Genomic DNA, 20,486 nt, shown 5'->3' on the forward strand with positions numbered 1-20,486 from the left:
GTTCCTCTATTGGGCCGCGCTGGAAGCGGGGCTGGTCCCGGCGGAGGCCGGGGCGGATGCGCTGCCCGAAGCGGGCGGGGTCAGCTGGTAGCCATGCAGCACCACACCCGGGGCGCCGAGCGGCTGGCCGGCCTGGCCGTTGGTGGTGAGCAGGGTGCCGCCGGCATTGCCGGTGGTCATTTTCAGGCCGGGCATGTCCGGCACCGGCCAGCTTTCGCCGGGGTGCAGGACTTTGCTGAACAATATGTTGCCGGCCGGATCGGTGACCTGCACCCAGGCATCCTGGGTGGCGGTGATCTCGGTGCCCTGGGTCGCGGCGGTGGGTGCCGCGCCATTGGCCGGGGTGGTCGCGGTGGGGGCGGTCGTGGCGGGGGCGGATGCGCTGGCCGCCGGGCTGGACGGGGCCGTTACGCTCTGTTCCGCCGGGGCTTGCCCAGCGGGAGCCTGCCCGGCGGGGGCCTGCCCGGCCGGAGCCTGCGCCGCCGGGCTGGACGGCGCGGCGGGGGCATTGGTCGGCCTGGTGCTGGCTGCCGGCTGGGAGGGCGTGGCCGGGCCTGGGGGGCTCGCAACCGGCGCCGTGGCCGGCGGCGGGGTGACTTTCGGAGGCGTCGCCAGCGGCTGCAGCTCGGCCGGGACATGGGTGACGCTCTGGTCCAGCTGGCGCTGCTGCTCGGTATGGCGATACCAGAGCCCGTAGCCGGCGACGACCAGCACGATGCCGATCAGCACGATCGCGCCTTTCGGCACGCCGCGATCCGGCACCGGGGCGAGGAACTGGATTTCCGCTTTCTCCGCCTGGCCGAGCTGCCCGGCATCGCGGAAGCGGCGCAGGATCTCCTCGCCATCCAGCCCCAAAGCCTGGGCATAGGTGCGCACGAAGCCGGTGCGATAGGCGGTGCCGGGCAAGGAGGAGAGATCCCCCGCCTCGATCGCCACCAGAAATTCCGGGCGGATGCGCAGGCCCTCGGCCACATCCGGCAATTGCCAGCCCAGCCGCTCGCGCACTTCGCGCAGGCCCGCACCGACGCGCGCGCCGGAATAGGTGGCTTCAGGCTCCATGGTGTCGGGTCCGGTCATATGGTCTGGCATATCCATGTCTTTTAACCCGGAATCGGATATCCCTCAAATTGCGAGATTATGTTCTCGCGCCCACACCGCCAGCGGCTCGCGAATGCTCCCGCCGGCGGCCCCGGCGCGGCGCAATTCCCGCAGCACCGGGCGCAGCGCGTTGAGGTCCGCCTGCACCAGCACGGATTTCACCTTCAGGATCGAGCTACCGGACATCGACAGCGTGGTGATCCCCAACGCCGCGAAGGCCAGCGCATCCAGTGGCCGGCCGGCGGCCTCGCCGCAGATGGAGAGCGGCACGCCGGCCTCCTGGCAGAGTGTCACCAGCTTTTCCAGCATCTCGAGCACCGGGGCGGAAAGTGTGTCGTAGCGGTCCGCCAGCTCCGGCGTGCCGCGGTCGGCGGCGAAGAGGAACTGCATCAGGTCGTTGGTGCCGACCGAGATGAAATCCGCCTCGGCGAGCAGGCCGGGGAGCTGAAAGAGCAGCGAGGGGACTTCCAGCATGGTGCCTGCGTCCAGCGTCTCCGGCGCGGGGCGGATGCGCCCGGCCTCGGCCTCCAGCAGGTCGCGCGCGGCGCGGAATTCCTCCACGGTGGCGACCATCGGGAACATCACCCGCAGCGGCCGGCCTTGCGCGCCCAGCAGCAAAGCGCGCAGCTGGCGGCGCAGGATGGCCGGGCGGTCCAGCCCGATGCGCAAGGAGCGCCAGCCCATGGCGGGGTTTTCCTCGGTCTGCGCGGTCTCGCCGGGCAGCAGCTTGTCCGCGCCCAGATCCAGCGTGCGGAATTGCACCGGGCGACCCTTGGCGCGGTCCATCACCTTGCCATATTCGGCCGCCTGGCCGGCCACATCCGGGATGCCGCCGGCGGCCAGGGCGGCGATTTCGGTGCGGTAGAGGCCGATGCCGTCGGCGCCGGTCTTGTCCAGCTGGTCCAGCTCCAGCGCCAGCCCGACATTCATCATCAGCTTCAGCTCGGTGCCGTCTTTGGTGATGGCGGGGACGTCCCGGTAGCTGGCCAGGGTGGCGGCGCGCTCGTCGCGGGCGGCCATGGCACGGTCATAGACCTGGATCACCTCCGGTTCCGGGCGCAGCACCAGCGTGCCGTCCTCGGCGTCCAGCAGCGCCTGGTCGCCCTCGACCGCGGCTTCCACCGCGCCGCGATCCACCTGCAGCGTGGGGATGGAGAGGGCGCGGGCGAGGATGGCAGCGTGGCCGGAGGCGCTGGCCTCCTCGATGGCGATGCCGGCGATGCCGCGCGTGTGCCAGTCCAGCAGATCCGCCGGGCCGAGGCGGCGGACGATCAGGATCATCCCATCCGCGCGCTCGGGCTTCGGCGCCATGCCGCCAAGCGCTACCATCAGCCGGTTGATCATGTCCTCGATATCGGCGAGGCGCTCGCGCAGATAGGGGTCGGCGATGCGGCGCATGCGCTCGCGCAGCTGCCGGGCGATCTTGTCGACAGCGGTTTCGGCGGTGAGGCCGTCATTGATCGCGGCGCGGACCTGGGCCAGCCAGCCGGAGCTCTGCGCCACCATCCGGTAGGCATCCAGCACATCGCGCGAGGCGTTGCCGCCGGGCATGTTGGCGCTGATCAGCCCGTCGAGGGATTTATTCGCCTCTTCCACCGCGATATCGAGCCGGGCCAGCTCGGCCTCCGGGTCCTCGGTGAGCAGCTTGGCGATGGGGGCGGCGGCGCCATAGGCCAGCACCGCGCCCCGGGCGATGCCGGTGGAGAGCACATGCCCGGCATAGCGGCGGGGCAGGGAATCCGAGAAGCCTTCCTGGCCGATATCGGCGGCGCCGGCGCGGGCCAGGATCTCGGCCAGCAGCATCGCCACCGTGGCCAGCGATTCGACCTCCACGGGCGCATAGGCGCGCACCTCGCGGGACATCACCGCGATCACGCCCAGCGTGCGCCCGGCGCGCTTCACCGGCACCGCGAGCATCGAGGCCATGTTCTCCTCGCCGGTTTCGGCGCGGTAGACATAGCGGGGATGGTTCTGCACGTCGGGCAGGTTCTGCACGTCGCCGGAGGCGGCGGCGAGGCCGACAATGCCTTCGCCCACCCGCAATTTGGTGCGCCCGACGGCGGAGACATTCAGCCCATGGGTGGCGGCGAGTTCGAGGATCTCGCCCGGGCGGGTGACGTAAATGACGGTGGCATCGGCCACCAGACCCTCCGCCACCAGCTTGGCGAAATCCGCCAGCGAGGCGGTGCCGGTGGCGAGATTCTCCCGCAGCGCGGCAAAAAGCTGCCTGGTATCGCCGAATTTCGGCTTTTTGCGCCGGCGCGTGGCCGGCGTGGAAGGAGGATTATGCTCCTGTGCCACGCGCCACCAAGGCGGCGAGGGCCTGGGCCCGCAACGCCGCAATGATCTCGGCCACCGGCTGCACCGATGTCACCATGCCCACAGATTGCCCCGCCATCACAGAACCAGTCTCCACATCGCCGTCAATCACCGCGCGGCGCAGCGCGCCGGCCCAGAAATGCTCAATTTCCAGTTGCGCGGCGGCTTTGTCCAGTTCGCCGGACTGGAATTTTTGCACCACCTCCGCCTGGTGACGCATGAAGCGCTTGGTGCCCTCATTGATCAGCCCGCGCACGGGGATCACCGGGAAGCGCTCATCCAGCTGCACGCTGGGCAGCGCGTCGCGGGCGGCGGCGCGGATGAAGGCTTTTTTGAAATTTTCGTGGGCGATGCTCTCGCTGGCGGCGGCGAAGCGGGTGCCGAGCTGCACGCCGGCCGCGCCCATCTCCAGATAGCCCAGCATCGCCTCGCCCCGGCCGATGCCGCCGGCGACGAAGACCGGTACGTCGGTGATATGCGGCAGGATCTCCTGCGCCAGCACGGTGAGCGAGACCGGGCCAATATGGCCGCCGGCTTCCGAGCCCTCGATCACCAGCGCGTCGGCGCCGAATTTGACCAGGCGCTTGGCCAGCACCAAAGCCGGGGCGAAGGCGACGACCTTGGCGCCGCCATCCTTCGCCGCCTTGATATGCGCGCCCGAGGGGATGCCGCCGGCGAACACCACATGCCCGACCTGCTGGCGGATGCAGACCTGCACCAGCTCATCGAGCTGCGGGTGCATGGTGATCAGATTGACGCCGAAGGGCTTGTCGGTCAGCGCCTTGGTCGCCTCGATCTCTTTTTCCAGCAAAGCCGGGGGCATCGCGCCGCAGGCGATGACGCCGAAGCCGCCGGCATTGGAGATGGCGGAGACCAGATGCCGCTCGGACACCCAGCTCATCGCCCCGCCGAGAATGGCGTGGCGTGTGCCAAGGAAGGCGGCACCCCGCTGCTGCAGGGCGTCCAGCGTGTCGTTTGCGGCAGTCTGGTCCAGCTCAGCCATGCTCAGCCATCGAGCCCATAGGCGGTGTGCAAGGCGCGCACCGCCAGTTCGGTATATTCGGCCGCGACCAGCACCGAGACCTTGATCTCGGAGGTGGTGATCGCCTGGATATTGATGCCGCGCGCCGCCAGCGTCTTGAACATCGTGCCGGCGACACCGGCATGGCTGCGCATGCCCACGCCAACGACCGAGAGCTTGGCGACATTCGGGTCCGAGTTGATCTCGGCATAGCCGATCTCGGCCTTGGCCTGCTCCAGCACCAGCAAGGCGCGGGCCATGTCGGTCTTGCCGACGGTGAAGGTCATGTCCGTGGTGCCGTCGGCGGCGACATTCTGCACGATCATGTCGACATTAATGGCCGCATCCGACAGCGGCACGAACACGGCGGCGGCGACACCCGGGCGGTCCGGCACGCGGCGCACCGTGATTTTGGCGTCGTCCCGCGAATAGGCGATGCCGGCAACGATTTCCTTTTCCACGACCTCTTCCTCATCAACAACCATGGAGCCCGGCTTGTCAGCGAAGCTGGAGAGCACCTGCACGCGCACGCGCTCTTTCATCGCCAGCTCGACCGAGCGGGTCTGCAACACTTTCGCACCGACCGAGGCGAGCTCCAGCATTTCCTCGTAGGTGATCTTATGCAGTTTCTTGGCATTCGGCACGATGCGGGGATCGGTGGTGTAGATCCCGTCAACGTCCGTATAGATATCACATTGGTCCGCCTTCAGCGCGGCGGCAAGCGCCACGGCCGAAGTGTCCGAGCCGCCGCGGCCCAAAGTGGTGATGCGGTTATCCGGGCCAATGCCCTGGAAGCCGGCCAGCACCGGGATCTGGCCCTGCTGCATGCGCGAGATCAGCTCCTCGCCATCGATGCTCTCGATGCGGGCCTTGCCGTGCTCGCCATTGGTTTCCACCGCCACCTGCCAGCCCTGCCAGGAGCGGGCTTCCTGCCCCAGCTCCTGCAGCGCGATGGCGAGCAGCCCGGCGGTGACGTTCTCGCCGGTGGCGACCACCGCGTCATACTCGCGCGCATCGAACAGCGGCGAGAGGGACTGGCAATAGCCGACCAGCTGGTTGGTGACGCCGGACATGGCGGAGACCACCACCGCGACCTCGTTGCCTTTATCAGCCTCGGCCTTGACGCGCTTGGCGACATTCTTGATCCGGTCGAGGTCGGCGACGGAGGTGCCGCCAAATTTCATCACGATGCGCGCCATGGACAAACCTTGAGAACTGGAACCTTGTGGAATTCGGGCCGGGGCGTCACATAGCGGCGGAGTAAGGATAGGGCAATGAGCCAGGGGTCAGTGATTGCGGAAGAAATCGCCCGGTTCGACGCGTTGGCGGCGCGTTGGTGGGACGCGCGGGGGCCGATGCGGCCCTTGCATATGCTCAATCCGGTGCGCGCCGGCTGGGTGGCGCAGCGCGTCAGGCGGGCGAAAGGCGAGGGGGTCTCGATTCTCGATGTCGGCTGCGGCGCCGGGTTGCTGGCCGAAGCCCTCGCCAAGGACGGATTCGCGGTGACCGGGCTGGATGCCGGGGCGGAGGTGATCGACGTGGCGCGGGGCCATGCGCAGGGGCAGGGGCTGAACATCACTTACCGCCATGGCACCGCCGAGGGGCTGGCGGCGGAGGGGGCGAGCTTCCCGGTGGTCACCGCGCTGGAGATCATCGAGCATGTCGCCGATCCGCTGGAATTCCTGAAAAGCCTGCGCGCCTTGCTGGCGCCGGGCGGCGTTTTGTTCCTCTCCACCCTCAACCGTACCCCGCAAAGCTATGCGGTGGCGAAATTCGGGGCGGAATATGTGCTGCGGCTGCTGCCGGTGGGCACGCATGACTGGAAGATGTTCATCAAGCCCGAGGAGCTGGGGCGGCTCTGCCGCCAGGCGGGGCTGCGCCTGACCGACACGGCGGGCTTGAGCTATTCCCCGCGCCAGGCCGGGTTTACGGTGAGCCGGGATCTCTCGGTCAACTACATCGCCATGGCGGTGGCGGCGTAGGAGACACCATATAAGGGGCTGGTACAGCTTTTGCTTGAAGTTGTTGCCTGAGCTGTGAAATTGCTGCGTTGAGGAGTGCGCTATGCCGGATGATTTCGCGACCACACTGACCGCATGGCGGCATCATCTTCACACCCATCCGGAACTCTCCCGCCAGGAGCGCGAGACGGCCGCCTTCGTCTGCGCCCGGCTGGATGAGCTGGGGATTCCCTACGAGGCCGGCATTGGCGGGCATGGGGTGGTGGCCAGCCTGAAGCGCGGCAATTCCAACCGCTCGGTGGGGTTGCGCGCCGATATGGATGCGCTGCCGATCCCCGAGGCCACCGGCAAGCCCTACGCCTCGACCAGGCCGGGGGTGATGCATGCCTGCGGGCATGACGGCCACACGACCTCGCTGCTGGGGGCGGCGATGCTGTTGAAGGACGATCCGGACTGGTCCGGGCAGATCCATCTGGTGTTTCAGCCGGCCGAGGAAGGCTATAAGGGCGCGCACGCGATGGTCGAGGACGGGCTGTTCCAGCGTTTCCCGATGGAGCGCATTTTCGGCTACCATAACTGGCCGGGGCTGGAAGCCGGGACGGTGATGGTGCATCCGGAGTCGGTGATGGCCGGGGCGGTGAATTTCGTGGTGACGATGAAGGGCAAGGCCGGCCATGCCGGGATGCCGCATCTTTGCATCGACCCGGTGCAGGGCATCGCGCAGTTGATCGTGGCGGTGAACAGCATCGTCGCGCGCAATCTGCCGCCGATCCAGTCCGGGGTGATTTCCACCTGCATGTTGAAGGCCGGGGAGGCCCGCAACCAGGTGCCGGAAAGGGCTTCGATGGAGGGCACCATCCGCGCTTATACCACCGAGAGCATGGAGCTGCTGAAGCGCCGCCTGACGGAGACGGCGAAGGGCGTGGCGACGGCGCTGGGGCTGGAGGCGGATGTGTGGCTGGGCGAGGAGCTGTCGCCGACCGGGAATGTGCCTGAGCAGGCGGAGTTGATGGCCCAGGCCGCTGCCGAGGCCGGGCTACGGGTGCGCCGCGACATGGAACCGACGATGGGGGCGGAGGATTTCGGCCGTTTCCTGGTGGATGTGCCGGGCGCCTATGCCTGGGTCGGCAACGGCCCCAGCTCCGGCCTGCACAGCCCGACCTATGATTATAACGACGAGATCTTGCCGTTGGCGGCGAAGCTTTTGGCGAGCACGGCGAAAGCGGCTTTGAGGTAATGTTATAAAAGTTTTTTGGTGCCGCTTTTTTTCAAAAAAGCGGCGAAGAACGTTGGGGCGGTGACGACGACGTCGCCCACACCCCGAACTTTCTTGGGGTGTTTTTGACAAAACACCCCACCCCTCCGGCGGCTTTCCACCGCCGCTGGGCGGCGGCGGAACCTTGGCCGCCTCCGCCCTCCAAAAACTTTTGCTCATTGGGGACCACGCCATGGAGATTGAGGGGCCGGGAATCGTTGTCGAGCGCGTCCCCCATGGCGAAGGGGATTATCTCGTCACGCTGCTGAGCCCCGACGGGCTGCGCCGGGGGCTGGCCAAGGGCGGGGCCTCGCGCCGGCAGGGCGGCATCTGGGAGCAAGGCAATATCGTCGCGGCGCGATGGGTGGCGCGACTGCCCGAGCAGCTCGGCGCCTATAGCGGCGAGCTGGTGCGCCCGGTGGCGGCGCTGGCGATGCAGGAGCCGGACAGCCTGGCTGTGCTGCGCGCCGCCTGCCAGCTGGCCGCCCAGGCCCTGCCCGAACGCGAGGCCGCGCCCGAGACCTTCCAGGGGCTGCTGCGGCTGCTGGCGGGCATCGAGATCAAAGGCGTCGCGCTGCCAGCACTTTGCCGCTGGGAGCTGGTGCTGCTGCGCGAGCTGGGCTTCGGGCTGGATTTTTCCTCCTCTGCCGGCGGCAATGACCGTCTGGCCTATGTCTCGCCCCGCACCGGGCGGGCGGTGACCCTCTCGCAGGCCGGGGACTGGGCGAACCGGCTGCTGCCCTTGCCGGATTTTTTGCTGGATGAGAGCGAGCCGGACCTCAAGGATTGCGTGGCGGCATTGCGCCTGACCGGGCATTTTCTCGCCCGTGACCTGTTCGGCGCCCGCCACCGCCCCCTTCCGCCGGCGCGCGAGGCTCTTTATGAGCAACTTTCCCTGAGGCTTGAGGAGAAGGAGCGCGGCGATGCCGGATGATTTCGGGCAGGTGGAGGATCTGGCGCTCAGCAACGCGCTCTCCGAGCGTTACCTTGCCTATGCGCTCTCCACCATCATGTCCCGCTCGCTGCCGGATGTGCGCGACGGGCTGAAGCCGGTGCATCGCCGGCTGATCTACGGCATGCACCAGCTCAAGCTCGATCCGCGCTCGGGCTTCAAGAAATGCGCCCGCGTGGTCGGCGACGTGATGGGTAAGTTCCACCCGCATGGCGACAGCTCGATCTATGAGGCGCTGGTGCGGCTGGCGCAGGATTTCTCCTCGCGCTTCCCGTTGATCGAGGGGCAGGGGAATTTCGGCAATATCGACGGCGATAACGCCGCGGCGATGCGCTATACCGAGTCGCGCCTGACCGAGATCGCCGAATATCTGCTGCGCGGCATCGATGAGGATGCGGTGGATTTCCGCGCGACCTATGATGGCGAGGAGCAGGAGCCGGTGGTGCTGCCCGGCGCCTTCCCGAATCTGCTGGCCAATGGCGCCTCCGGCATCGCGGTGGGCATGGCGACCTCGATTCCGCCGCATAATGCCGGGGAGGTGTGCGCGGCGGCGTTGCATCTGATCGCCAACCCGGACGCCACCACGGCCGAGCTGCTGGCGCATATGAAGGGCCCGGATTTCCCCACCGGCGGCGAGCTGGTGGAGGATGAGGCGACGATTCTGGCGGCCTATGAGACCGGGCGCGGCTCTCTGCGCACCCGGGCGGTGTGGGCGAAGGAGCCGGCGAAGAACGGCACCTGGAATATCGTCGTCACCGAAATTCCGTATCAGGTGCAGAAATCCCGGCTGGTGGAGCAGATCGCGCTGCTGCTGGGGGATAAGAAGCTGCCGCTGCTGGCGGATGTGCGTGATGAGAGCGCCGAGCAGATAAGGCTGGTGCTGGAGCCCAAGAACCGCAGCGTGGATGCGGACATGCTGATGGCCTCGCTCTTCCGCGCCACCCAGCTGGAATCCCGCTTCTCCCTGAACATGAACGTGCTGGCGGATGGACGGAACCCGAAAGTGATGGGGCTGAAGGCGATTTTGCGCGCCTGGGCGGATCACCGGCATGAGGTGCTGGTGCGCCGGTCCAACCATCGGCTCGCCGCCATCGCCAGGCGGCTGGAGATTCTGGATGGCTATATCAAGGTCTTCCTCAATCTGGACGAGGTGATCCGGATCATCCGCTTCGAGGACAAGCCGAAGGAGCAGCTGATCGCCACCTTCGAGCTCTCCGAGGTGCAGGCCGAGGCGATCCTGAATATGCGGCTGCGCGCCTTGCGCAAGCTGGAAGAGATGGAGATCCGCAACGAGCATAAGAAGCTCACCGCGGAGCAGAAGGGGCTGCAGGGGCTGCTGCAGAGCGAGACCAAGCGCTGGGCGAAAATCGCCGAGGAGATCGCCGAGGTGCAGGCGAAGTTCGGCGCCGGGCGGCTGGGCGCGCGGCGGACCAAGATTTCCGCGGCCGCGCCGATGGTGGAGATCGTCGCCGAGGCGCTGGTGGAGCGTGAGCCGATCACCATCATCCTCTCCGAGAAAGGCTGGATCCGCGCCCAGAAGGGCCATCTGGCCGATGGCGCGGAGCTGAAATTCAAGGAAGGCGACAAGCTGTTCGCGATGCTGCCCTGCCAGTCCACCGACAAGGTGGCGCTGCTGGGCACTAATGGGCGCGTCTATACCATCAAGGCCTCCGACATTCCGCGCGGGCGCGGCGATGGCCAGGCGATCCGGCTGATCATCGAGCTGGCGAATGAGGACGGGGTGCTGATGCTGTTCGTGCCCGATCCTGAGCAGAAATATCTGGTCGCCTCTTCCGCCGGGCGGGGCTTTATCCTGCCTGGTGCGGAGCTGGCTTCCGAGCGGCGGGCGGGCAAGACCATTCTGGTGGTGAAGCCCGGCGAGGAATGGGTGCTGTGCGTGCCGGCGAATGGCGACCATGTCGCGGTGATCGGCCAGAACCGCAAGCTGCTGGTGTTCCCGCTGGAGCAGCTGCCGGAGATGCCGCGCGGCACCGGCGTGCAGCTGCAGAAATACAAGGATGGCGGGCTTTCGGATGCCAAGGTGTTCACCTTGGCCGAGGGGTTGAGCTGGAGCATCGGCGAGCGCGTGCGCAATGAGGGCAAGCTGACCGAATGGCTGGGGGCGCGCGCGGCGGCCGGGCGGCTGCCGCCGAATGGCTTCCCCAAATCCAACAAATTCGGCGGCTGAGGCTGGCTGAATGAAGCTGGCGGCCCCCAATCTGAAGCCGGATTTGCGGGGTCTGTCGCTCTCCGAAGGGTTGCGGGCCTTTTGCGCGGTGGCGCTGCCGCTGCTGCTGGGGCAGGTCTTCGACGTGCCCCAGCTCGGGCTGGCGGCGCTGGGGGCGCTGCTGACCTGCTATGCCGACCCTGGCGGGCCGGCCGCACGCCGCGCGCCGGCGGTGATCAGCTATGCGCTGCTGGGGGCAAGCCTATATGCGCTGTTCAGCTGGGTGGGGGCGCAGAGCCCCTGGGTTTCGGCGCCGCTGGCGGCGTTTCTGGTGTTCTGCACGAGTTTTGCCCGGATTTACGGCCAGGCCGGGATGCAGGTGGGCAATCTCAGCAGCGTCGCCGCGTTGCTGGCTTTGGGGGCGCCGGAGTCCGGCATGGGCTGGGCGCTGCTGCACGGGCTGAACTTCCTGGCCGGCGCCGGCTGGGCGGTGATTTTGACGCTGGTGATCTGGGAGACGCATCCTTACGCCGCCTCACGCCGGGCTTTGGCGGAGGTGGCGCGGCGGCTGGCGCGGCTGAATAATGAGCTGGTGCGCTTTGCCCGCCATGCCGAGGGCGAAGCGGCGTTTTCCGCCCATGCGCTGGAATATCGCGGCCAGGTGCGCGAGGCGATCGAAAATGCCCGGGCCGTGGCCTATGCCACCTTCCGGCGGCGCGGGCCGGTTTCGCCGCGCGGGGCGCAGCTTTCGCTGCGGCTGGAGAGTTTCGACCGGATTTTCGGGGCGCTGATCGCGCTCTCCGAACAGCTGGAGCAGGACCCGGCGGTGCGCGATGACTGCGTGGCGCCGCTGCGGCTGATCTCGGGCTGGCTGGCTGCGATGGAGCCGGAAATCCTCGCCGACCGGCCGCTGGATACGCCGCGCAAGCGCGCCAGCCTGAAGCGGCTGCGCCAGGCGCTGCGGGATTTGCCGGATGCGCCCGAGCGCCATGTGCTGGCGGCGATTGCCGAGCAGTTCGCGGTGCTGATCGCGGTGGCGCCGCCCACAGGGGCGGCACTGCCGGCGCCAAGCCCGGTGGGGCTGCGCCGGCGGGTGCTCTCACCGATCCGGCAGAATTTCACCTTGTCCTCCGTCGCCTTCCGGCACGCGCTGCGGGCGGCGGTGATCGCGCTGCCGGTACTGGCGGTGACCACGCGCTTCGGCGGCATCTATTCACATTGGGCGACGATCACGCTGGTCTTCTGCCTGCAGCCTTATTTCGCCGCCACCTGGGCGCGCACGGCGGAGCGCTGTGCGGGCACCGTGCTGGGCGGGGTGCTGGCGGCGGCGTTGGGGTTTTTTGTGCATACCGATCTGCAGCTGGCGCTTGCCATGCTGCCGCTCAGCCTGTGCGCCTTCGCGCTGCGGCCGGTGAATTTCAGCCTCTATATCGCCGTGCTCACCCCGATGGTGGTGCTGCTGGTGGAAAAATTGCGCCCGGGCGAGAGCGAATTCTTCGTCGCTGCCTCGCGGGTGCTGTGGTCGCTGCTCGGCGGGGCGCTGGCGGTTCTGGGCAGCGCGCTGCTCTGGCCGGGCTTTGAAGCGCCGAAGCTGGAGAGCTTCCTCGGCACCGTGCGGCGCGCCCATGCCGCTTATGTGGAGGCGGTGATCGACGCTTTGCTGGGGCAGGGGAGCTGGGGGGCGGCGGAGACGGCGCGGCGTGCCGCGGGCCTGGCCAGCAATAATCTCGAAGCCGCGTTGCAGCGCATACTCTCCGAGCCGCATGGGCGCCACGAGCCGGCGATGGTGAAGGTTGCCGCCGCCGATGCGGCTTTGCGCCGCATGGCCGGGCGGCTTTCGCTGCTGGCGCTGGAGCGCCCCGCCATCGCCCCGCAGGAGCGCGATGTGTGGCGGGGCTGGGCGGTCTGGTTGCGTCAGATTCTGGAGGACGGGCGTGCGGCACCACGCCCGGCGCTGCCGATCGGCCCCGGGGCGGCGGATCTGGTGCGGCTGGCGCGGCAGGCGGAGCTGATCGCGCAAGAGGCAGGAGCATAGGGCGCGGGGGCCCATGCCAGCCGGGCAGGGGGGCATTGCGTGGTTTTTTATTGCTGCGGCGCAGCATAAACCCATATAGATCGATGTTATGACGAAATTTCCTTCCTTTGAGTCCGGTTTTTGGCCGGTTTGGCCTGGTCTGGATCTGCCCAATCTGGCGATGCAGAGCGCGATGCTGGCCTTTGAGGCGCAGCAGGTGATCGCGCTGCGTCTGGCCAAGCTGGCGCAAGGCGGGCATGACGCGCCGCATGAGACGCTGCTGATGGTCTCCGAAAAGCTGATGGCGGCGCATGAAAGCGGGGCGCTGATGCTCGATGCCGCGATGTCCGGCAAGCCGGGGCTGAATGCGCCGGAAGTGATGCAGCTTTACCGCAAGAAAGTGCGCGCCAACCGCCGCCGCTTGGCGCCGCAGGCGACCCCGTAACGCTTTCTTACCCAAGCGTCCCGGCTTTGTCATGATTGGGGCCTAACCCTCCTGAACAGCGTATCAGGAGGAGTTCATGACCACACGCCGCATGTTGTCCCGCCTGCTTGTGGGGGCGCTGATCGCCGCGCCGGCCTTGGCGCTGGCGCCCGGTGCCGCGAATGCCCAGCCGATGCCCCCGCCGGGTGGCCCGCCGCCCCCGCCTGGCTTCCGCCCGGTCCCGCCGCCGCGCTTCGAGCCGCCGCCGCCACCCCCGCCCGGCGCCGCCTTTGTCTGGGTACCCGGCCATTGGCACTGGAATGGCGACCGCTATCTCTGGATCCGTGGCCATTATGTCCGCCGCCGCCCCGGCTGGCACCATTGGCGCGACGGCCATTGGACGCTGATTGATGGCGCCTGGCGCTGGGTGCCGGGCGGCTGGTATTGATGTGATCTGCCCGGGGGCCGCGCGCCCCCGGTGCGTTCAGCCGGCCGCCGGGGCGCTGGCGAGATCGTGGATCCGCTCCACCATCGCCGCGACGCCATTGCCGCGATTGGTCGAGAGCGCCCCGATCAGCCCGAGATCATGCAGGAATTTCGCCGGGGTGGCGCGGATTTCCGCCCGTGTGCGGCCGGAAAACACCCGCAGCACCAGGGCCACCAACCCGGAGACGATGGCGGCATCCGAGGCGCCGGTGAAAAACAGCTTGCCATCCTGCTCCTCGGCGGCCAGCCAGACCTGGGATTGGCAGCCGCGCACGCGATGCGCCTCATCCTGCCATTCGGCCGGGTAGGGGGGCAGTTTGCGGCCCAGCTCGATGATGAATTCGTAGCGCTCCATCCAATCGTCGAACATCTCAAGCTCGGCGCCGATGGCTTCGATGGCGCTGGCGGCGCTGGCGTCTTCGGGGGTGTAAAAAACGGTCATATCCACCCTCTTTTACGGAACCAGATCAGCGGCGCAACCGCGGAAATGATCATCAGCGCCCAGGCATAGGCATAGCCATAGGTCCAGCTCAGCTCCGGGATGATCTTGAAATTCATCCCATAGATGCCGGCGATCAGCGTCGGCGGGATGCCCATGATCGACACGATGGTCAGCACCTTGATCAGGCTGTTCTGGGCGATGTTGATGAAGCCCAGCGTCGCATCCATCAGGAACTGGATCTTGTCGGTCAAATGCGTGGAGAATTCGTTGAGCGAGGAGACATCCTTCTGCACGGATTTCAGCCGCTCGCGCACCGGCTTGCCCAGCCAGGGCGCGGCCACGCTGGCATAGGGGGCGATGCGGGCGATGCCGAGCTGGCAGTCACGCAGATAGGAGAGCGAGTCGTAATCGAGCCCGAGCTTGACCAGGATGGCCTGTAATTCCCGCTCGGCATTGCGCGAGGGGGTGCGGCTGCCCATGCGGTGATGAAAGATCTGGTGGCTGAGATCGTTCAGCTCGGTCCGCAGTTTCTCCAGCGCATCGGCCAGCTTGTCGGAGATCGCCTCCAGCAGCCCGGCGAAGAGATGGGCGCTGGGCGGCACGTTTTCGGGCGGCGGCGGCGAGGTGAATTGCGCGAACACCGCGCTGGGGGCGAAACGCAGCGTGATCAGATGCTTGGGCGAAAGCACGAAGCCGCACACCCCGTCCTCCAGCAGCCCCTCGACGCGCGTGACCACCGGCAGGGACAGGGTGAGCACGTCATCCTCCACCGACAGCCGGGCGGAATTCTCGATCTCGGCCAGATCATCGTAATGCGGCAGGGAATTGCCGGTCAGGCGGGTGACGAAGGCATATTCCTCGGCGGTCGGGTTTTCCAGATCGAACCAGACCGCATCGGTGAAATCGGCCGGGGGCAGGCTCTGCAGCCGCGCGTGGTGGCAAGCATAGGCTTTCAGCATGTCTGGTCCTTCATCCTCGCGCAGGATTAGCAGCGCCCCTCAACTTGGCAAGCGATGGATCCTTTACAATCCCAGCGCGCTGAGGCCGGGATGATCGTCCGGCCGGCGGCCGAGCGGCCAGTGGAATTTACGGTCCTCGGCGCGGATCGGCAGGTCGTTGATGCTGGCGAAGCGGCGCTGCATCAGCCCCTGGGCGTCGAATTCCCAGTTCTCGTTGCCGTAGGAGCGAAACCAGGTGCCGCTATCATCGTGCCATTCATAGGCAAAGCGCACGGCGATGCGGTGATCCGTGAAGGCCCAAAGTTCCTTGATCAGCCGGTAATCCAGCTCCTTCGCCCATTTGCGGGTGAGGAAGGCGACGATCTCCTCCCGGCCGGTGACGAATTCGGCGCGGTTCCGCCAGACGCTGTCCGGGGTATAGACCAGCGAAACCCGCGCCGGGTCGCGGCTGTTCCAGCCATCCTCGGCGAGGCGAACCTTGGCGATGGCAGTCTCCAGCGTGAAAGGCGGGGTCAAGGGCGGCATGGGGCAACTCCGTGATGTGGGTCCGGGCGCGTCCGGAGATGGAGAGATGTGCAAGATTTAAGGCAGCCGCCAGCCGCAAGGCAATCCCGCACGCCAGCGGGCCGGCGGCGGCCCGGGCTTTGGTGCGATGCGTTAAAATTCGGGAAGGTCGGCGGTGTCTATAGACGGTTGCATTGGTTCTTGCGAAGTAAAGTGCCAGTTTATCAGACGTTTTCAGGTCAGCAGGTCCCGCCAGTATGCAGCAGAGTTTTGGGGAAACCCCGATGGATATGTCCGTTTGCGTCATCATCCCCTATTATAATGGCTCGAAATATATCGAGCGGTCGGCGCGCAGCGTGCTGGAGCAGAGCATCCCGCCGGCGGAATTCATCGTGGTGGATGACGGTTCCTCGCCGGCGGAAGCCCAGGCGCTGGACGAAATCGCGGCGCGCATGGGGTTTACGGTTCTGCACAAGGAAAATGGCGGCCAGGGGTCGGCGCGCAATTTCGGTGTGCAGCAGACCCGTTCCAATTTCATTTCGTTTCTTGACCAGGACGATTTTTATCTGAAGACCCATATCGAAATTCTGCTGGACGGCGTTAAACGTAAAGACCCTTATTTTGGCTGGGTTTACGCGGATCTGGTCGAGGCCGACGAGGATGGGCTGGTGGTTCGTCGCGAGACCGTGATTCACCATTCCAAGCATCCGAAAAAATTCCTCAACGACATGCTGGGCCAGGATATGCATGTGCTGCCCTCCGCCTCGTTGATCCGGCGTGAGGCGTTCGAGGCCGTCGGCGGGTTCGACCCGCAATTCACCGGCTACGAGGATGACGATCTGTTCCTGCGGATGTTCCGCAAGGGCTATACGAATTATTTCGTGAAAAAACCGGTAACGGTCTGGTGCATCAATAATAACAGCACCTCCTACAGCATCAAGATGAGCCGCAGCCGGCTGCGCTACATCCACAAGCTCGTGAAAAATTTCCCTGACGATGCCGATAAGAACCGGTTTTTCGTCAAGGATCTGTTGCTGCCGCGCTTCAACCCTCTGGTGCTCGGCGAGGCGATGCGGGCCATCGTGCCGTCCAACTCGCCGCAGGACCAGAAGATGGCCAAGCATCGCGACGAGCTGATCGAGATCATGGAGGATTATGTGGGGCTGATGAGCGCCAATCCGTTCCTGCCGGCGAAGGTCAAGAAGCGGTTGCGGATGCAAGCGATGGTGTTGCGCACCAAGTCGCGGCTGGTGGTCAGGGCGGCGCAGATCATCAATCGAAAATTGCAGGGCTGAGCAGGCGTTTTTTGGTCACCGGCCGAGCCCGCCGGTGCGGGCGCGCAGGCTGTCGAGCAGCCCACGTGTCATCATCCGCAGGCGGGATTTTGTCTGTCCGCCGAACAGGCCGAAGACGATGAAATAGGGAATGATCCGGCGGATGAAATAAAGGCGCCAGGCGATGCCGATATAGTCTCTGCGCGCCAGCATGATGCTGTTGCGGATCGAGTAGTAATTGCGGATCGGGCTGTGCACGGAAATGGTTTTGCCGAAGAGTTTCAGCCGGCCATTGCCCAGCGTGTGCGCCATGATCCGGTTGAAGCTGACGAAGCTGCGATAGCCAAGGGACTTCGCCCGCAGTCCCCATTCGATATCGACCAGATCGATGAAGAGATCTGCTTCCATGTCGCCGACCGCGCGCAATGTCGCCATCGGGATCAGCGAACCTGAGGCGATGACGCAATCGACCTCCTGCAGGCGCGGATCGCCGGGGTGGACGCGCTGCCGGCGCAGCAGCAGGCCCCGCGCGCGCCAGATCTGCGTGAGGCGGCCATCATGCGTATCGCGATAGGCGCAGCCGACGGCGCCGATCCTGACGCCTTGGTTGGCGAGATCGATGCTGTCCTGGAGCAGGGAGGCGGCGGTGCCGTCCGGCAGCACCGTGTCCTGGTCCATCAGCAGCACATAATCGGCGCTTTGCGCGGCGGCATCGGCGATGCCTTGGTTCTGGGCGGCGGCGATGCCGCGATTCTCGGGAAAGCGGGTGAGGCGCGCCGCGTGCGCGGCGGCCAGGGTTTCGAGCGCCTGGATGTTGGCGGAGCCGTTATCGATGATGGAAACGCGCTCCACCTGCCGCGCCAGGTTCGCCAGCACCTGGGTGAAGCCGGCCAGGTCCGGATTATAGGTCACGATCACCGCATGCAGCCGGGCGCCCATCGTCTCGATCCTGGCCGTCGGCGTCGTCAAGCTGCTGGCCGGGGGCTCAAAGATTCGCCATCTGCTGGCCGCGCAGCAGCTCTTCGAAATCATGCCGGGGCAGATAGGCTTCGAAGACGTCCATCGGCTTGCCATCCGCCCGGATCTGGCCGTTATCCAGCCAAATCAGCCGGTTGGTCCATTCGGCCAGGGTGGAGGCGGAGTGGCTGGCCAGGATCAGGATGTCGGCATGGCGCACCATGCCTTCCACCCGCGCCTTCGCCTTGGTCATGAAGGCGGCATCGCCGGCGAGCAGCCATTCATCCATCAGCAGAATTTCCGGCGGGAAGGCCGTGGCCATGGCGAAGGCGAGACGCACGACCATGCCGGAGGAATAGTTGCGCACCGGAATATCCAGAAACTGCCCCAGCTCGGCGAACTCCTCGACATCCTGCTCCAGATAGCGGATCTGGCTCTTGGACAGGCCGAGGAAATAGCCGCGCAGATGGATATTCTCCCGCCCGGAGAGCTCCATATTCATGCCCTGGCCGGGATCGAGCAGCGAGACCAGCTTGCCCTCCATCGAGAGCGAACCCATCGTGGGCTGATAGATCCCCGAGAGGGTGCGCAGCAGCGTGGTCTTGCCGGCGCCGTTGGAGCCGACCAGGCCGAGCCGGTCGCCTTCCTTCAGGGAGAAAGAGATGTCGCGCAGCGCCTGCACCGTCGGCCGGCTTTTCTTGTCGACGCCGAAGCGCGCGGACATTTTGCCCAGCAGGGCTTTTTTGAGCGAGCGGCTCTCCGAATGATAGAGCGGAAAGTCGATCGAGAGATTGAAGGCTGTCAGATGTGTCACGCTGCTAGACCCAAAACGCGATACGGCCGCGGAACCGGGCGAAGCCGACCAGGGAGATGATGACGATGGCGGCGGAGACGCCAAGCGCGCCGAAAATATCCGTGGAGGTCAAAGGCAGGCCGAGAATCGGGTTGCGGACGACGCTGAGAATGAAATTGAACGGGTTCATCTCGATGAGATGTTGCGCCGCCGGGTGGCCGTTGAGGGCGCTGATCTGCCAGATGATCGGGGTCAGGAAGAAGGCGACCTGCATCAGCGCCGCGATGATCTGGGGAATGTCGCGAAAGCGCGCGCAGATGGCGCCCAGCAGCAAAGAGAGAAACACCCCGTCGATCAGCCACAAGGCGAAGCCCGGGATTGCCGCCAGCGAGAAGAGGCTCTGCTTGACCTGGAAGACCACCAGCACGACGATGACGACGATGATGTTATGCGCCAGGATGATCGTGTTGCGCAGCACCGTGCGCACCGCATGCACCATCAGCGGCATGCGGGTGCCTTTGATCAGCGCGTCCGCGCTGATGAAGCAGGTGCAGCCTTCCACCACCAGCGAGCTGAGATAGTTCCAGAGGATCAGCGAGATCGCCAGATAGGGCAGGTAGCTCTTGATGACGGTATGGAATAGATCGGCATAGAGGAAGGCCATGGCGCCGATCTGGATGCCGGTGGAGATGGTCAGCCAGAATGGGCCGATCGCCGAGCCGCGATATCTTAACTTAATTTCAGAAAAGGCCAGGGCCCAGATCAGCCGGTAGAGCGACGCGCCCTCGCGCAGATCCACGAAGGCCAGGCCGAAGCGCTGGCCCCAGCCGCGATCGGCGGAGAGCGCGAAACGGGTCGGTGTTTTCAGCGTCCTGAGCGTGCTGTCCGGTGGCGCGAGCTCCGCCATATATATCAAACCCCTCAAAATAGATCGGCATCGTGCCATCAGCCGCGCTGCCGGGGCGTGGATGGCACGTGAGAGTCCGCCCCGGCCGGCCCGCCGGAGACGCGCTGCCAGCGGCACCGCACATAGCGCGCTCGCGCCGCAGGGTCGAGATGGCGGGCAAAACCCTGCCTCGCTTTCCTGTAATGTTGTGTTGCGGGCGGGGGGGGGATTTGGCCAACGCGGCAAGCCACCCCAGGGTCCGTATCCGCAATGAGATGAGTGACCGAAGGATGGCTGGGGGACCTGGACGAGCAGTCCCTCAGTATCGGATCTATGAAAATCAATGACTTAGCGGACAAGCCGGGGGCTGAATTTGACCCATGTGGGAAGTTTTGTGGGAACATGTCAAGCCGCCCATCGGCACCGATTCGGCTCCTTGGGTGTCATGAAGGACAAGACGCCACCGAGAAAAGCGGACGGCTCGTGAGTTGATGATATAATGTATCATTCGTTGCGGGTGGTGGTCTCGGCCCTGGATAGCCTGAGGGGAACCAGAAAACACCCTCCCGGTCATTTCCAGGAACCGGCCAGCCCACCCCCGGCCCCCGGTATGGGACCCTATGGAACCAAAAAATCCTGGGAGGTGTTCACCGCTCGGCTCAGCTGCGGATTCCGACGAAGCCGGCCATGCATTCCAACTTGAATCCGGCCACTGATTCCGAATTGAAGCCGGCCAGCGTTCCGATTTGATGTCGGCCACCTGAACGTCTTCGTTTGGGTCTGGTTGAATGATTATCGGGTCCTTGTTTGGGGTCAAGTTCAGGCGGTAGCGGTAGCCTGATCGCGCTTTTTGCGCAGGCTCTCGCCGGTGAGTTCGATGCGATAGGCATTGTGGACGAGGCGGTCGAGGATGGCGTCGGCGATGGTTGGATCGCCGATGATTTCGTACCAGCGCTCGACCGGTACCTGGCTGG

Annotated in this window: 19 protein-coding genes; 8 read left to right on the top strand and 11 right to left on the bottom strand. The window is 65.8% G+C overall.

Annotation, left to right across the window (positions count from 1 at the left end; genetic code table 11):
- Positions 1 to 6: 6 nt before the first annotated feature.
- The 4 genes from T331_RS20555 to T331_RS0111465 are packed head-to-tail and all read right to left on the bottom strand — an operon-like array spanning position 7 to position 5,637.
- The gene (locus tag T331_RS20555; protein WP_026440106.1) at positions 7 to 1,077 is read right to left on the bottom strand and encodes a helix-turn-helix domain-containing protein; all 1,071 of its coding nucleotides are present in this window, start codon (positions 1,075 to 1,077) and stop codon (positions 7 to 9) included.
- A gap of 45 nt (positions 1,078 to 1,122) precedes the next feature.
- A complete protein-coding gene (locus T331_RS0111455; RefSeq protein WP_026440107.1) occupies positions 1,123 to 3,399 on the bottom strand; it encodes a putative PEP-binding protein in 2,277 nt (758 codons plus the stop codon).
- Positions 3,383 to 4,420: an NAD(P)H-dependent flavin oxidoreductase gene (locus T331_RS0111460; protein WP_051622336.1), complete on the bottom strand. Its 1,038-nt coding sequence runs from the start codon at positions 4,418 to 4,420 to the stop codon at positions 3,383 to 3,385. The genes T331_RS0111455 and T331_RS0111460 overlap by 17 nt, the downstream gene beginning before the upstream one ends.
- Before the next feature lie 2 nt (positions 4,421 to 4,422).
- Complete coding sequence (locus T331_RS0111465; RefSeq protein WP_008492673.1) at positions 4,423 to 5,637, bottom strand: aspartate kinase; 1,215 nt, start codon at positions 5,635 to 5,637, stop codon at positions 4,423 to 4,425.
- Positions 5,638 to 5,712: 75 nt separating this feature from the next.
- On the opposite strand from T331_RS0111465, the gene ubiG reads away from it, so the two are divergent.
- The 7 genes from ubiG to T331_RS18180 all read left to right on the top strand — a co-directional run bounded on the left by ubiG (position 5,713) and on the right by T331_RS18180 (position 13,659).
- Positions 5,713 to 6,420, top strand: a complete 708-nt coding sequence (ubiG, locus tag T331_RS0111470) for a bifunctional 2-polyprenyl-6-hydroxyphenol methylase/3-demethylubiquinol 3-O-methyltransferase UbiG (RefSeq protein WP_008492674.1) — start codon at positions 5,713 to 5,715, stop codon at positions 6,418 to 6,420.
- An 82-nt stretch (positions 6,421 to 6,502) separates the two neighbouring features.
- Entirely contained in the window at positions 6,503 to 7,636 is a 1,134-nt protein-coding gene (locus tag T331_RS0111475; RefSeq protein WP_026440109.1) for a M20 metallopeptidase family protein, read from the top strand.
- A gap of 211 nt (positions 7,637 to 7,847) precedes the next feature.
- Positions 7,848 to 8,588: a DNA repair protein RecO gene (gene recO / locus T331_RS0111480; RefSeq protein WP_026440110.1), complete on the top strand. Its 741-nt coding sequence runs from the start codon at positions 7,848 to 7,850 to the stop codon at positions 8,586 to 8,588.
- Positions 8,578 to 10,794 (top strand): DNA topoisomerase IV subunit A, encoded by a 2,217-nt coding sequence (gene parC / locus T331_RS0111485; RefSeq protein WP_026440111.1) that lies wholly within the window; start codon positions 8,578 to 8,580, stop codon positions 10,792 to 10,794. The genes recO and parC overlap by 11 nt, the downstream gene beginning before the upstream one ends.
- Before the next feature lie 10 nt (positions 10,795 to 10,804).
- Complete coding sequence (locus tag T331_RS18175) at positions 10,805 to 12,808, top strand: FUSC family protein (protein WP_051622337.1); 2,004 nt, start codon at positions 10,805 to 10,807, stop codon at positions 12,806 to 12,808.
- A gap of 88 nt (positions 12,809 to 12,896) precedes the next feature.
- Positions 12,897 to 13,232: a hypothetical protein gene (locus T331_RS0111495; protein WP_211248719.1), complete on the top strand. Its 336-nt coding sequence runs from the start codon at positions 12,897 to 12,899 to the stop codon at positions 13,230 to 13,232.
- A 76-nt stretch (positions 13,233 to 13,308) separates the two neighbouring features.
- Positions 13,309 to 13,659, top strand: a complete 351-nt coding sequence (locus T331_RS18180; RefSeq protein ID WP_155992696.1) for a YXWGXW repeat-containing protein — start codon at positions 13,309 to 13,311, stop codon at positions 13,657 to 13,659.
- A 36-nt stretch (positions 13,660 to 13,695) separates the two neighbouring features.
- On the opposite strand, the gene T331_RS0111505 is transcribed toward T331_RS18180, so the two are convergent.
- From T331_RS0111505 to T331_RS0111515, 3 genes are all read right to left on the bottom strand, one after another.
- Positions 13,696 to 14,139 (bottom strand): SufE family protein, encoded by a 444-nt coding sequence (locus tag T331_RS0111505; RefSeq protein WP_008492681.1) that lies wholly within the window; start codon positions 14,137 to 14,139, stop codon positions 13,696 to 13,698.
- The gene (locus T331_RS0111510; RefSeq protein ID WP_051622339.1) at positions 14,136 to 15,098 is read right to left on the bottom strand and encodes a magnesium transporter CorA family protein; all 963 of its coding nucleotides are present in this window, start codon (positions 15,096 to 15,098) and stop codon (positions 14,136 to 14,138) included. Before T331_RS0111510 ends, T331_RS0111505 begins: the two co-directional genes overlap by 4 nt.
- A 63-nt stretch (positions 15,099 to 15,161) precedes the next feature.
- Positions 15,162 to 15,623, bottom strand: a complete 462-nt coding sequence (locus T331_RS0111515) for a nuclear transport factor 2 family protein (RefSeq protein ID WP_026440114.1) — start codon at positions 15,621 to 15,623, stop codon at positions 15,162 to 15,164.
- 263 nt (positions 15,624 to 15,886) lie between these two features.
- On the opposite strand from T331_RS0111515, the gene T331_RS18185 reads away from it, so the two are divergent.
- The gene (locus T331_RS18185; protein ID WP_244876944.1) at positions 15,887 to 16,897 is read left to right on the top strand and encodes a glycosyltransferase family 2 protein; all 1,011 of its coding nucleotides are present in this window, start codon (positions 15,887 to 15,889) and stop codon (positions 16,895 to 16,897) included.
- A 15-nt stretch (positions 16,898 to 16,912) separates the two neighbouring features.
- Here T331_RS18185 and T331_RS0111525 read toward each other — a convergent pair whose 3' ends face one another.
- The 4 genes from T331_RS0111525 to T331_RS18190 all read right to left on the bottom strand — a co-directional run.
- On the bottom strand, positions 16,913 to 17,845 hold the full coding sequence (locus tag T331_RS0111525) for a glycosyltransferase family 2 protein (protein ID WP_244876945.1): 933 nt from the start codon (positions 17,843 to 17,845) through the stop codon (positions 16,913 to 16,915).
- A gap of 16 nt (positions 17,846 to 17,861) precedes the next feature.
- Complete coding sequence (locus T331_RS0111530; protein WP_026440116.1) at positions 17,862 to 18,647, bottom strand: ABC transporter ATP-binding protein; 786 nt, start codon at positions 18,645 to 18,647, stop codon at positions 17,862 to 17,864.
- 4 nt (positions 18,648 to 18,651) lie between these two features.
- Positions 18,652 to 19,533, bottom strand: coding sequence for an ABC transporter permease (locus T331_RS0111535; RefSeq protein ID WP_026440117.1), 882 nt, complete (start codon positions 19,531 to 19,533; stop codon positions 18,652 to 18,654).
- 798 nt (positions 19,534 to 20,331) lie between these two features.
- The coding region (locus T331_RS18190; RefSeq protein WP_035179962.1) for an ATP-binding protein at positions 20,332 to 20,486 on the bottom strand (155 nt) is incomplete at its 5' end.

Source organism: Acidocella facilis ATCC 35904 (assembly GCF_000687875.1).
GTDB classification, from domain to species: Bacteria; Pseudomonadota; Alphaproteobacteria; order Acetobacterales; family Acetobacteraceae; genus Acidocella; species Acidocella facilis.